Source organism: Clostridium sp. LXY-7 (genome assembly GCF_056172015.1).
Genome location: NZ_JBLLJL010000002.1, coordinates 1,035,006 through 1,049,957 on the forward strand (window position 1 = coordinate 1,035,006; position 14,952 = coordinate 1,049,957).

At 29.7% G+C, this 14,952-nt stretch carries 11 protein-coding genes; 1 reads left to right on the plus strand and 10 read right to left on the minus strand.

What is annotated here, in order from left to right:
• Position 1: 1 nt before the first annotated feature.
• The 10 genes from ACI48Q_RS12000 to ACI48Q_RS12045 all read right to left on the minus strand — a co-directional run bounded on the left by ACI48Q_RS12000 (position 2) and on the right by ACI48Q_RS12045 (position 13,288).
• The gene (locus ACI48Q_RS12000; RefSeq protein ID WP_474919315.1) at positions 2-1,759 is read right to left on the minus strand and encodes an ABC transporter ATP-binding protein; all 1,758 of its coding nucleotides are present in this window, start codon (positions 1,757-1,759) and stop codon (positions 2-4) included.
• 190 nt (positions 1,760-1,949) lie between these two features.
• Positions 1,950-3,827, minus strand: coding sequence for a molecular chaperone HtpG (gene htpG, locus ACI48Q_RS12005; protein ID WP_474919316.1), 1,878 nt, complete (start codon positions 3,825-3,827; stop codon positions 1,950-1,952).
• Positions 3,828-4,087: 260 nt separating this feature from the next.
• Entirely contained in the window at positions 4,088-5,047 is a 960-nt protein-coding gene (locus tag ACI48Q_RS12010; RefSeq protein WP_474919317.1) for a helix-turn-helix domain-containing protein, read from the minus strand.
• Positions 5,048-5,195: 148 nt separating this feature from the next.
• On the minus strand, positions 5,196-5,885 hold the full coding sequence (locus ACI48Q_RS12015) for a Dph6-related ATP pyrophosphatase (protein ID WP_474919318.1): 690 nt from the start codon (positions 5,883-5,885) through the stop codon (positions 5,196-5,198).
• A 474-nt stretch (positions 5,886-6,359) separates the two neighbouring features.
• On the minus strand, positions 6,360-8,129 hold the full coding sequence (locus ACI48Q_RS12020) for a PAS domain-containing protein (protein WP_474919319.1): 1,770 nt from the start codon (positions 8,127-8,129) through the stop codon (positions 6,360-6,362).
• Positions 8,130-8,514: 385 nt separating this feature from the next.
• On the minus strand, positions 8,515-9,660 hold the full coding sequence (locus ACI48Q_RS12025; RefSeq protein ID WP_474919320.1) for a toxic anion resistance protein: 1,146 nt from the start codon (positions 9,658-9,660) through the stop codon (positions 8,515-8,517).
• An 18-nt stretch (positions 9,661-9,678) separates the two neighbouring features.
• On the minus strand, positions 9,679-10,875 hold the full coding sequence (locus tag ACI48Q_RS12030) for a 5-bromo-4-chloroindolyl phosphate hydrolysis family protein (protein ID WP_474919321.1): 1,197 nt from the start codon (positions 10,873-10,875) through the stop codon (positions 9,679-9,681).
• Between the two features lie 321 nt (positions 10,876-11,196).
• Positions 11,197-11,805, minus strand: a complete 609-nt coding sequence (locus tag ACI48Q_RS12035; protein ID WP_474919322.1) for an acetate uptake transporter — start codon at positions 11,803-11,805, stop codon at positions 11,197-11,199.
• Between the two features lie 168 nt (positions 11,806-11,973).
• Positions 11,974-12,957, minus strand: coding sequence for a permease prefix domain 1-containing protein (locus tag ACI48Q_RS12040; protein WP_474919323.1), 984 nt, complete (start codon positions 12,955-12,957; stop codon positions 11,974-11,976).
• Positions 12,944-13,288, minus strand: a complete 345-nt coding sequence (locus tag ACI48Q_RS12045; RefSeq protein WP_474919324.1) for a PadR family transcriptional regulator — start codon at positions 13,286-13,288, stop codon at positions 12,944-12,946. The genes ACI48Q_RS12040 and ACI48Q_RS12045 overlap by 14 nt, the downstream gene beginning before the upstream one ends.
• A gap of 351 nt (positions 13,289-13,639) precedes the next feature.
• Here ACI48Q_RS12045 and ACI48Q_RS12050 point away from each other — a divergent pair, with 351 nt between their 5' ends.
• Complete coding sequence (locus ACI48Q_RS12050; RefSeq protein ID WP_474919325.1) at positions 13,640-14,836, plus strand: SDR family NAD(P)-dependent oxidoreductase; 1,197 nt, start codon at positions 13,640-13,642, stop codon at positions 14,834-14,836.
• Positions 14,837-14,952: the final 116 nt, after the last annotated feature.

Below are 14,952 nucleotides of genomic sequence, written 5' to 3' on the forward strand. Positions count from 1 at the left end.
GTTATACACCTGCCTTTACATAGTACTCAATATTTCTTGATTTGTCATAAGCATTACATATCTTTCTATAATAATCATTAATTTCTAGTAATTCTTCATGAACTCCTATATCTGTAACCGTATTATTTTCTACTACCGCTACCCTATCACATTTCTTCACTATATTAAGTCTATGAGCAACAATGATCACTGTTTTATCTTTACACAAATTGTCTATAGCCTTATCTATCTCTTGTTGATTTTCAGGGTCAGCTGCCGAAGTTGCTTCATCTAGGATAAGTATTGGCGCATTTTTAAGTATAGCTCTTGCAATGGCTATTCTTTGCTTTTCTCCTCCACTGAACCGTGAACCATGGCTCCCTACTTTTGTACTATAACTTTCTGGAAGCCTTTCAATGACATGATGAATTTGAGCTTTTTTAGCTGCTTCTTTTACTTCTTCAAAGGTGGCATTTGTCCCCATTTTTATATTCTCAAATATAGTTTCCTTTGTAAGAAAAGTATTTTGAAATACTATAGATATATTCTCTAAAAGAGTTTCATAATCTATATTCTTTATATCTTTTCCACTTATTAAAATTTTCCCTTTATCTATATCAAAAAATCGTGCAATAAGTTGTATTATAGTACTTTTACCAGCCCCAGACCTTCCAACAAGAGCTATCTTTTCACCATCTTTAATAGTAAGGTTCACATTGTTTAATATATTTGTTTTTCCATCATAAGAAAAACTTACATCCTGAAATTTAATTTCTGCACTACTTGGAAATGTCTTGTCCCCTTTTTCATAAGCAGGTATTTCTAGAATTTTCCTTGCATTGTTAACTCCATTAAGAACCTTCGAGAAGTTTGAGCCAAGCTCCATTAGAGGTCTAAGTTCTGAAAGATAAAGACTTCCTACAAACGCAAATAGTATTAATCCACCAGCTTGAACATTACCATGATTATACATTAAACCACCTATAGGAATTATAAGTGCTACTCCGCACTGGAGGATTATTACAAAAATTGCATATAGAGGTCCCATTTTATGTGCAACCTTCTTCCATAGACTATACTGTTCATCAATGGCTCCTTTATACTTTTTATAAGAATCAGCTCCCATATCATAAGCTTTTATAAGCTTCATCCCATTTATATATTCAATCATTACTGAATTTAAATTTCCAATAACTTTATTGAATTCAGCCATTCTATGATTTTCACCTTTAAACATGATGATTTGTAGTAATATTCCAATAGGTATTGGAATTAAACTAATAAGTGCTAAAGTAGGATTTATAGTATATAAATAAACAAATATAGCTATTGGTCCACTTAAATACATAAATATCTCAGAAAGATGATGAGCTAAAAACAGTTCCAATTTTTCAATATCTTCACTAATTACTTTTTTTATCTCCCCAGAACTCTTTTCACTAAGATATCCTAGAGGTACCTTTGCCATGTGATTTATAATCATACATCTCACATTGTAAAGCGCATTATAAGCTCCTTTATGAGAAGCCACTATACCCACTGCCATAAAAAAGTATCTCAATATAATTGAAACTGTCAAGAAAATACCATATTGAACTAGTATTTCCCTTGTTACTTGCTTAAAGTAAACAACTTCTATAATTTTATATATTGCAATATATGGAGCTACCACCATTAATCCACTTATAAGGCCACATAATATAGAAAAATACAGCTTATATTTTTCTTTTCCAGCCCATTTAAATAAGATCAATAAAGGATTTTGTTTTTTTTCATTCATAAAGTTTCCCCTCCGTCTATATAACTTTTGTAAATACAGAATACTTCATGGCGAAAATCTTATCTACTCCATTACATTGTAAATATACCTTTTTGAAATTCTTTTTCATTTGATAATATATATCAATATCAATAAAAAAAAGTCACTTGGTAAATAATTACTAGTTACCAAGTGACTTTTTTTATTCTAACTACATCATTATCTTGCAAATATTATTTGTAAATTCTACAGGATCAGCTATAGTTAATCCTTCTATAAGCAATGCTTGATTATATAATAAATCTGTATATAATTTAAATTTATCTTTATCACCTTCATAAGCTTCTTTTAAAACTTTAAATACATGATGATTTATATTTATTTCTAGAATCTTATCTGCTTTTATGTTCTCATTATTAGGCATAGCGTTTAGAACCTTCTCCATTTCAATTGAAAGTTCTCCTTCATTTGATAAGCATACTGGATGATTCTTTAATCTCTTTGAAGCTTTAACAGCTTTAACCTTATCTGATAATATCTCTTTCATGCCCTCAAATAATCCACTATTTTCCTTACTTTCTTCCTCAGATGCCACATTTTCTTCTGCATCTATACCTAAGTCGCCACTGGATACAGATTTAAATTCCACATCCTTATAGTTCATCATCATTCTTATAGCAAACTCGTCTACCTCATCTGTAAAGTAAAGTATTTCATATCCTTTATCTAATACAAGGTCTGTTTGTGGCATCTTCTCAATTCTTTCATTGGATTCACCTGCAGCATAATAAATGTATTTTTGTCCTTCTGGCATTCTAGAAATATATTCAGCTAAAGTTACCATCTTCTTCTCTTTTGAAGAATAGAACATTAATAAATCTTGTAATACATCCTTATTACTTCCAAACTCACTGTATATACCATATTTTAACTGTCTTCCGAAGGATTTGTAAAATTCTTCATACTTTTCTCTTTCATTCTTTAATATATTTTCTAATTCATTTTTTATCTTATTTTTTATATTTTTAGCAATTAATTTTAATTGTCTATCATGCTGTAATATCTCTCTAGATATATTAAGAGATAGATCCTCTGAATCTACTATTCCTTTTACAAAACCAAAATAATCTGGTAATAAATCTGGACATTTATTCATTATTAAAACACCGCTTGAGTATAACTCTAAACCTTTTTCATACTCTTTAGTATAGAAATCATAAGGTGTTTTCTCCGGAATGTATAAAATTGAGTTATAACTTACTGCTCCATCTACACTTATATGAATGTGTTTTATCGGCTTATCAAAGCCATAGTGCTTTTCCGCATAAAAATTATCATAATCTTCTTTTGTAAGCTCATTTTTATTTTTTCTCCAGATAGGAACCATACTATTTACTACTTGTTCCTCTGTATAATCTTCATATTCACTATCGCTACCCTCTTTAAGTTTGCTACTAGTTACATCCATTTTTATTGGGTATCTAATGAAATCAGAGTATTTCTTAATTATTGACTTTATTTTATATTCTTCTAAATATTCATCAAAATTTTCATCCTCTGTATTTTCTTTTATCTTAAGTATAATGTCTGTACCAACAGAATCTTTTTCACAAGGCTCTATAGTGTATCCTTCTATACCTTTAGATTCCCATCTATAAGCTTCCTCATTACCAAAGGCTTTACTTATAACCGTAACTTCATCAGCTACTAAGAATGAAGAATAAAATCCTACTCCAAATTGTCCTATTATATCATGACCATCTTCAATTTCATTTTCCTTTTTAAATTGTAATGAACCACTCTTTGCTATAACTCCAAGATTATCATCAAGCTCTTGTTGAGTCATTCCAATACCAGAGTCAGAAATTTTTAATGTCCTATTTTCTTTATCAATGGTGACTTTAACATAGTAATCATCTTTCTCAAATACTAGAGAATCATCTACCAATGTTTTATAATAAATTTTATCAATAGCATCACTAGCATTAGAGATAAGTTCTCTTAGAAAAATTTCTCTATGAGTATAAATTGAGTTAATCATGAGGTCTAAAAGTCTTTTAGACTCTGCTTTAAATTGTTTTGTTTCCACTTTAAATCTCTCCCTTCAGAATAAAAAACTCATAATATATAAGTTACAATTAAGTTTTTACATTGTTAGCACTCTCACTCATTGAGTGCTAACCTATAATCTTTATATACCATATTAAAAATATTATGTCAATATATCTCACTAAAGTATTAGTTACCCTCTTCTTTAGATACCTTCAATTTAGTAGCTTAAAAAGCTATATGTAAATTATTTAATATTTCTAATAGATAAAAATCCTTCAAAATAATTTTGAAGGATTTTTATCTATTAGAAATTCTATATTCTGATGGAGATATTCCAAATTCATCTTTAAAGGCTTTTGAAAATTTACTATTATTAGTGTATCCAACTAAATTTGCTATATTAGCTATGGTCAAATCTTCTTTCACTAGAAATTCTTTGGCCTTTTTCATCCTATAACTTTTAACATATGCGTATATAGAACATTGATAGATTTCCTTAAATCCTTTTTGTAAATCAGTTGAATTAATTCCAACCATATCAGAAAGTTCTTTTATTGTAGTATGGGAATCTATATTTGTTACAAGAATTCTTCTAGCATCTTTTATTTTATCCACAAAGGACCTAGGAAAATACTTCTTTTCTCTAATTTTATAATCAGAATTCCCTAATATATAAAGTAAAAGTTCCACTACTTTTATTTTAAGAAGATAATTTTTAAATTTTTCTGGTAACACAAAAAATTCCTTAAATATATGATCTAGACTTTGACTTCCATGGTTTACTATGCAGGTATCTGAATTAAAAGATGAATTAATGAGGTTTTTAAATTCCCCTTCAGAAGTTCCAAGCATAGTAGCTATGTTTTTAGAAGCCTCATCTATATAAATCATTACCGTTACCCCTTTATAATGTTTAGTTGTAAAATCGGCCAAAACCACGCCTGTCTTATATCCAAAAATAGAAATATCCCCATCCCCCATATAAACTATTTTTCTATTTGCAAATTCACTTTCCAAATATCCTTCTAAGCAATAATTTATTTCCAAAGAATCTACACTTAGTTTAAAACTTTCACTTAATGGTTTATATATTTCAAAATCATTATATGTAACTTCAATTCCAGACATTACACCGTAGCTTGTTATAGTACCCTTTCCAAATTCCTCTGAAATGTTATATACTACATACTCTTCCATAACCTCTTTTGAACCAATGATATATCTAAACATATTCATATCTTCATCAAATCGCTTCATCCTTAATTACCACCTTAAACACCTGATTTTATGAAACATTATAACATACATTTTACTATAATCATAAGCTCAATGTCATAGATAAAAAAACATAAGCATGAACAGATATTACAAATAATTCGTTAAACCCATTTTTAAATTTACTTAATTAATTATCTAATTCTAGTGGTAAAAATGCATATTCTCCATTTCTGATAATCTCTCTTTCAATTACGAGAATAGGGTTTTTAAAAATCGGTCCATCTATTACTGTAGTGTGAAACTCTCCGCCCTCCCCGCAAGGATCAATTCCACGTTCCTCTAGCTCTTTAATATATTCATTGGTTAATATTCGTCCTAAGTCTTCTTCCTTCATTCCTAGGGATAGATTTACTGTTACCACTTTAGTTATGAAGCCTAAATTTATAAATTCTTGTACAACTTCTTTATGATCCATCTCCCATAAGGGCATACCAAGACTTAAGCCTGCATTTTTAGTAACCTTATCATGCCAACAGCCATGAACTGGCATATCTAAATCTCCAGTTACTAATACCTCTGCTCCCTGATTTTTAGCCCTTTCTAAAAGTTCCATAAAAACTATTTCATAATCTTTCCAACTTGCTGCTGCACTATATATAGGTAATCCTATTGATTCTGCCTGAGCACGTAATACAGCAGGAGGTAATCCATGGGATCTTGAACGTTGTCCTTCCTCCTCCATCATAACTATAAGTCCTACTGGCTCGCCTTCCTTCATTGCTTTATATAGCGCTAGCACACTATCCTTTCCTCCACTAAATGAAGCTACGAACTTACGACCACAAGCTCCTTTTTTCCATTGAACATTATTATTCATTAGTATCATTCTCCTTCATTTGTTTATTACTCTTATACAGATTTATATATTATTAGTAAAATATATTTATTTAAATCCTTGAATGATAAACAACTCTAAATTCAATCTTATTTCCTAATTAATATTATAAACATCTAATCTTACCTGTCTACTTAATCTTTTAGTGTCCATTTTAGATTATTACAATTAATCAAATACCGAGACAGAATATATTCTAATTATTGATGTAAAAATAAAAAAGCTCGCAAACATATGTCTGCAAACTTTTTTATATAATTTACTGTATTTTAATATATATAGATTTCAATAATGAAACTAGATAATACAAATAGGTTTCGAAACGGTTGAGCAGTAATAATATGAAGTTCTAGTTAATTCAATTTTTATAACATGCCTATTTGTATAATGCACAAACTTAATTGTAACTTATATATTCATAAATCTATTATTGTTTATAATTAAACTATTGTAGATTTAAAAATGAGCCTTTCTTTCTATTTCATCAACAATTTTTTTCATTATATCTTCTACATTAAATCCTCCTCTTTGACTAATCATCTCTAATGTAGCCACTGAAGACATTGCTTTAAACAAAATGGGATTTTTTAACTTATTAAATTTAGGGGATAATCCAATAAGATATTCTTTTATGAAGGGATACTCCTTAACAATGTCCCCTAGTATAGTCTCTCTAGTAAATCCATAAGAATTTTTTAATATTTTCTCTTCCTGTTGTAACACATTTGCTTCACTTTTATCTTCATCATCCCATGATAATAATCTCTGATTTCCTTGTAAACCCCTTATATGTGTTACATCCTGCATCATTTCTAGAACTCCTCTGAAATTTCCGTTTTCATCTCTTACAGCAGTATATATTATATATATAAATTTATCATTCATCTCAAGCCAAAATTCAGCCTTGTCCTGTTTTCCTTCTCTAAAAGCATTTATTATTTTTTCAACAGTATGGATACTTTCTCTTGGATGGCAGTTTTGAACCTTCCTTCCAATAACACCTGAACTTCTTGGGAAAACTCTGTGTTTTGTATCGCTATAAAACTTTACTATCTCATTTTCATCTACAAAGGATAAATCAATTTGTAAATGCTTAAAAATAAGATTAATTTGTTCTAAAGTTAATTTTCCTTGACTAACATCTAAAACTTCCTTATCTGAAAAGTCATTCAATATGCCATGCTTCTTCAATATCTCTGCTATTTCTTTTACAACCTCACTCTTTGAATCCTTCACTTCATCTTCCTTTGATAAATATCCTATAGGAGGATCTATAAGACAATATCCTATTTCATCATCTCCTACTCGCATTTCAGCAAAATCATTATCTGAAAGTAGCTCCATTGCTGTAGGGAAAAGTATATCTTCTTCTTTTACTATCATATCCTGTACCATCTCAATAACTTCCCTTTGAAGCTTAATAAATTCCTTATCCTTATCTTCCTTTAAAAAGCTTTTACCCTTTTGTATTATATTTTTTATATTATTATCTAATGTCCACATAACTTTAGAAGGTTTATCAAATCCTTTTCTTTCAAGTGCTGCAAATAGCTGATTCTCTTTTCTTGCAAAATGAATATTAATTTCACTAAGTTTGTCATATATCTCAAGCCATTGATTTTTAATGAAACTTTTCTTCAATAATACTTCCATATTATCTATAATTTTTTTGATAGCTTCAGTTTCTTTTAAATAAGTATCAATAGGATGCCCTATAGCTACTTTCACCTTATTAGATACCAAGACTCCATCAAATATTTTTAAAATTTCCTCCATACGTTCTGCTAAGGTATCGTCAGTAATGCCATAATTTTGCAAATTTTGTTCACATATAGCAAATTCTTGAGGAGTAATTTTATCAAAAGATGATTGTATTTTATTCTTAGCCTCTTCTAAGGTAATTTTATTATTTAGAAAATCTAATTTTATATCTACAATCTTACTAATTTTAGAATTATCTAGATCCAAGTAGTCTTCCATTTTTATTTTTTCTAGTGCTGTATAAGGATAAAAATAAACATGATATTCTGTATCACTTACTTTTTCAACATATTTGTGGAATCCTCTATCTTCCATCATTTTATACATAGGAAATGGCTCAAAATCCTTAATAACATGTATTCCTTCACCATAGTTAAGATCCTTAATTGCTCTAGTAATACAATCTCTGAAAGATTCATGTTCCCCTCTTCCATCTATTGTTATATATTTTACATCCTTATTCATAAGACACCATCCTTTCAAATATGCAGTGCGAAACAACAATAATTCCGCTGCAATTGATAATCACTATCATATTCTTATATTAACACCTACCTCTTATAAAAACTGTATCTTTTGTTACGTTTTTTATTCCATGAATTATATTTTTATTAGATTCGAGAATTTATATTTATAATATATATTTTTCAATAATGAAACTACATAATACAAATATGTTTTTATTTTACAAGCTATTTAAATTCAGCTTCATATTATTGCTGTTCAAATCAACTCAACTTTGTGAAATATTGAAAAAGATATAAAGACCATGAATACATTAATATGTTCATGGTCTTTATATCTTTTATATTTAATTTGTGATAGCTTTAAATTTAAATTTTGGGCTTTGTTATCCTCTTAAGCTAAGAAGCTTCTTTTTTAATTCTCCTTCAATGTGGTTTAATTCCACTTCTGCTTCTTTTCGTTTTTGTCTTCCCTCTATCTGAATGCGCATTACTTCATCAAGGGTGGAAATTAAGGATTCATTTGTAATACGAAGTGTTTCAATATCAACAATTCCTCGCTCTGATTCTTTTGCGGTCTCTATAGTTGACATCTTTAAGGTTGCAGCATTTTTACGAAGAAGTTCATTGGTCATATTAGTCACTTCATGCTGTGCTTTAGCTGCCTGAGCAGAATGAGCTACTCCTAATGCCAATACCATCTGACTTTTCCAAAGAGGAATAGTATTCACAATAGTAGACTGAATTTTTTCAGACATTAAAGTATCATTATTTTGCACAAGACGAATCTGCGGAGCCATCTGAATAGATATCATTCTTGTTAATTCCAAATCATGAATTTTCTTTTCAAAGCGATTGCATAGGGAAGAAAAATCATTGGCTGCCTGTGCATCTTCAGGAAGGCCACTAATACTTGCCTTGTTTACTAAGGCCGGTAATTCTTCAGCTTGTAACTTTGCAAGTTTCTTTTTCCCGGCTAAAATATACATGGAAAGTTCTTTAAAATATACCTTATTCAATTCATACATCTTATCCAGCATAGCTATATCTTTTAAAAGCTGCATTTGATGACCTTCTAATACGCTACAAATTTTATTTACATTGCTTTCTACCTTGGTATATTTTGTCTTCATTATGTTAAGTTTGCTAGTGCTTTTCTTTAAAAATCCAAAGAAGCCCTCTTTTTCATCACTAACATCAAAGTTTTTAAGTTCTGTTACTACATTTGAAAGCATATCTCCAACTTCACCTAAATCTTTGCTTTTTACATTATTTAAAGCACTTTCTGAAAAATCTGCAATTTTCTTTTGAGCACCTACACCATATTGTAGAATTAAATTAGAATTGCTTAGCTCAATCTTATCCGCAAATTCATTCACCATTTTTTTTTCTTCTTCTGTTAAATGACTCTCATCAAGTGCTGGTACCTCTTCTTTTTCTTCCTTTACTTCAATAATTGAAGCTTCCTCACCAAAAGGCTCAAAAGTCAACGTTGGCACTGTGTTTACACCATCTTTTACTTCATTATTCATTATGTATTCCTCCCTATTTTACTTTTTAAAATCGCTTTCCGTTAAGCCTTCCTGTGTAAGCATGGTTTCTAACACAGAAATATCCGTAGAAATATCAAAGGCTATATCTTTAAATAAATTGTCTAATAGATTTTCAAAAGCAGCATTTATGGTATCTAAAGTATCCTCTATTTCTTTTTTCGCTGTAATAATATTCTCTCCCTGAACCGGCTGTGCATCAAGCTCCTTATAACCATTTACCAATTTTAAAGTAATAGGAAGATAATAATTCATGAGTTTATGAATCTCTGGAACTTGTTCTGGATGCTGCTCTACATAATTAAATATTTTCTCTGTAATCTGTTCTAATCTATATAATTTTCTTGAAATCTCTTCTCCTGGTATCGCATCGTTAGCTTCTTTAATCTGTCTAATACAACTCTTTCCTTCATCAATTATCTTTCTTAATTCTTTTAATGATGGATCTGTTACATCTTCTACTTCTTTTTTCTTCTTTATTTCTTCTTCCTTACGTAGTTCTAAATTCTCTTGAGTCTTTAAGTACTGCTGATAAACTTCATAGTTTAACATAAGATAGGTTTGCTGTTCATCTATATGTGCCTCTGGAAACATGCCTAGCTGAATCATCTTTCTTAAGTCTTTTACTATAAATTTAATTGATTCTCCAGTATGAGAGGTCAATTCCTTAATAGAGCAATAGCTACGTCCACGTATTTGTCTCACATACTGTTTAAATCTTTTTACTCTTTTTCTTAATTTTACACCTGTTAGAGCAGTGAATAAACTAGCTACAAAAATTAAAAGCAATACTACAAAACCAGCACCAATAGCCGGCGTAAATTTACTTAAAATACCATTAACAATACTATAAGCTAAAAGTATAACTCCAAATACTGCAGTTCCCAAAAATCCAAATACCATAAATAGCACTCCAGAAATACTTCCAGCTGGCGTTTTAGCAATTGGTACCTGAGGTTTATTATCATTCCTTATTGGTTGATAATTACTTCGTGATTCTTCTCTACCATCTCTATTCACATTTTTTTCTTTTGAATAGGGCTGATTCACTTTTATGTTCTTTCGTACTTCAGCAAATGCATTTTCCGCTGTATCGCTAATTTCTTTTTTTAGTTTTGTAAAATCATTAGACTTTAGCGCTTCTTGAACAGTAGACCAAATTTGATTCCCCAAATTTGGAAAATTTTTCTTGTCCATATTCATTCCTCCAAATTAACCTGTTGTAACTGTAACTAATATCTTCATCTATTAAAATTTATAAATTAAATTTTATATACTTTTCTAATAATATATTCAACTTATTATATCGTATAATTATAAAAATAACAATTTATAAAGTTGCTTTATACCGCATTAATATCTAATTTTATCATAGTTTATCTAATAACAAACTAAAATCTACCTATCAACTATTTACTAGGTAGATTTTAACTATGATTTTAACTATATAGAATAATATCCCTTCATCCACAATGTTATTCAAAATAAAAAGGTGATGAAAAATTCATCACCTAAATATTATTTCTTAAATATTCCAAATGGCTTTCCGACTGGTAAAAATACTCTTCCAAAATGAGTATTTAGCACTGCAGCTGCTGAACCGTAGAATGATACTATAGCTATTCCTAATTCAGCATAAGCAGCTAGCATATGTGTTCCATGTTCCATTATTCCAAAAGTTGTTAATGTTAATCCTATAAATAAAAAATCTATAAATACAAATATTGTAAATAATACCTTGTGGGTTTCCATAGCCCCTATTGTCATAAATATTGTAAATATCAAATATCCTAAATACGCGAAACCTAATTGATTTATGTCTGCTTTCGCTGCAAGCGCTTGTCCAAATACTTCGTTTTGTATTAGCCAAGTAAAACCTACTGCATACCAAAAGAATGCATAAGCTCCAAAAGCTGTTGCCCCGAAAGTATTGTCATGTTTAAAATCATTTATACAAGCAAATAATTGAGCTGTTGCTCCTAAAAATATTGCCCATGGTAATACTAAAGATACACCCTCTGTTAATCCTAATTTTTGAGATGATGCTACTAATGTTACCATTGCTAGTCCAAATAAGCCTAGTGCCGACGGATCAGCTACTACTACTTTAACCTTTGTCTCTTGCATAATATCCTCCTTATTTATGTTCACATAATTTTCATACTTTTAAACAATAACAAATCTATTATGCATTGTCAATAAAAATAATAATTATATTTTCCTTCTATTTAAGCTTTAAAAGCTAGCTAAAACTCCAGAGTTTTAGCTAGCTCTTCAAATTTCATTATAATAAAGCTATTTTTTATGGTCTCCCTTTATTATGCTATATACTCCACTAAAGGCTCCAAAAAGTACTCCTGTAACAGGAAATACAATCCAACAAATATCCCATCCATTATATACTAGTCCCCAAACTAAGAATATAGCTGTAGCTATAGGCCAAACAATTGCTGCAACCCCTCCAATTACTTTACCATTCTCTTTTCCACTTTTAGAATAATCATCAATTTGTAAAAGCATACTATAACTATCATTTATAGTTCCAATTCTTATGAAGATAAATACAGCAATAGCTACCATAATTAATAGAACAATTACTCCATAATAAGATAATCTATCTTCATTTCCATCTATTGCGGAGAATACAATTAATGTAATAGGTGATAATACACAAAGAATAACCCCAACAATCATTGATATGGTAAAAGTTGATGCAAACTCTTCTTTTTTAGCTTTAACTTTTTGTTCTACGTATAATGGGAGAGTGAAGTTCTTCTCCAAGTATTTGTATTTTTCAAGGTTTATACCTGAATAAATAAATAGTCCAACAGCAATGGCAATAAAAATAAATAATGGTATAATACTAAGCCCTTCTAAATCTCTATTATAACCTCCTATTCCCATAGTAATATTTACTATAATCCGATTAGTAAATATTAATACTGCTGGAGCCAAGATACATAACAATACTCCAATTGCAATAAGCTTTCCGTATTTATTTTTATCCTTCATATAACTTTCTGCTTGCTCCTCAGTAACCACTGGTACACTTTCTACTTTCCTGTCAGTATCAATACCAAGCTCTTTCACCAATTCATCAATATTTCCAAATTCAGAAATCACTATACCAATAGCTTCATTTTCTGTCTTTCCACCTTCTTTAAGTTCATTATATTTATCTTCCATATTTGAAAATAACTCTTCTCTCAGCTTAGTTAGTTCTGCAGATTTTGGTAAACTTGCAAAAATGTTATCCAAATAGTTTTTAATAGTTTCCATCTTCATTCATCTCCTTAATAAATTTACTCATAACCTCTTTTATAACCTTCCATTCCTCACACTTCTCCATATAATAATTACGTCCCTTTTCAGTAATTCTATAATAGGTCCTTCTCTTTCCAAAAGTCTCATTTCCATAAAAGGATTCTATGTATCCGTTATTCTCTAACCTAGTAAATGCAGAGTATAGTGTGGTCTCTTTTATAATATATTTTTCCTCTGATAGTTTTTTTATTGTTTTAGATATCTCATATCCATAAGACTCTCTATCTAGAAGAGTGAAAAGAATAATCGTATCATTATAGCCTCTAATAACATCACTACTTATCAAATGTTATTCTCCTTTCTTCTCTAATTACTTATTTCATGGATCAATATTTCTTTAGTATAAATTATATAATTACTATGCTTATAGTACTACGTCTGACATACTTTATCTGTCGTAGTAATTATAATATATCATAATTACTACGACATGTGAAGTACTTTTGTAAATTTTTTAGACTTTGTTTTAAATGGTTGTTGATTTTAGAACTACATATTATTACTCAATTTTAATAGAATATCATTTCTCTGGTTACTTGACTGTGATATACTGGAATAAAAAACCACATCCTATTTTTTGGTAAATAAGTACAAGTAAAATTTATATATCCTTTAGTGCAAGAGGAGGAAAATATCAATGTTGATAGAAGCTAAACCGGAATTAAAAAATATCTTAGTTGGAAAAACCATACTTTTGACAGGTGCCGGTGGCGGAATAGGATTAGAAGCCGCTAAGACCTTTGCCTATATGGGAGCTAAAATAATAATCGCAGAAATTATTAAAGATAAAGGCATCTATGCAGAAAAAACAATTAATGAACTGTATAATAATGAGTTGGCTGAATTTTATGAAATTGATTTAGCAGATGAAGTGCAAATATGTAAAATGACAGATTATATTATAAAAAAATATGGATGTCCAGATGTGATTTTTAACAATGCTACCATTACTAAAATTGGAGCTATAGATGAGGTGGACACCTCATTTTGGGATAAGAGCTATGAGGTAAATTTAAAAGTCCCATTGATACTTACACAAAAATTCCTGCCAGCTATGAAAGAACGCAATAATGGTGTTATCGTATTTGTTTCATCCTCTGGTGCATCACCATACATGGGAGCTTACGAGGTGTTTAAAACAGCACAGGTTGAGCTATCCAATACTTTGGCAATGGAAGTTGATAGTACTAATATTCACTCTTTTACAATAGGACCGGGATTGGTAAAAACAGAAACCGCAATGAATGCTATTAAAATTATTGCTTCAAAAATGGATATGAGCATAGAGGAATTTTATTCTATGAATAGTCAACATATTTTAGATGTTGAAGCAGCTGGAGTTGGATTTGCTTTATCTGTTTTAAAGGCAGCTTCCTATCATGGTGAAGAAATTGGCTCCATTCAAGTGTTGATGGATTATAATTTGATAGAAAACAAAGATGAACTATTAGATACCACCCTTATTAATAAAAATACTTGTAAAGAAATTCAAGAATACTTGAAAAAGATATTTATGACTTATGAAGAACAGTACAGAGGCTGGAGGTCAATGAATATTTTTGAAAAACAATGGATTTTAAGAGACTTTAAAAAATCTATGGGTTTATCAGCTGAACAGGCATATGACAAACTAAAGATAATAAACAATAACATTCAACAGGGAGAATATGAAGTTTTATTAAGTGAGAAAGTATTCTTTGAACGGCTTAAAGAATACTGGAAGCATCAACTAAAATTATTAAGGGGTTATGAAAAAAACAAACTCAAACTGGAAGAAAATACCCAAATTATTGAAGGATGGATTTTGGATATAGAAAAAATATTGACATCTTAATTTTATATTGCTTACCTAACACACTATTATAACCATTCAGCTCATTGAGTGAAAAGTTTTCTATTCGTAACAGTATGTAGATATAAATTAATCTAATAAAAACAGTACCAAATTCC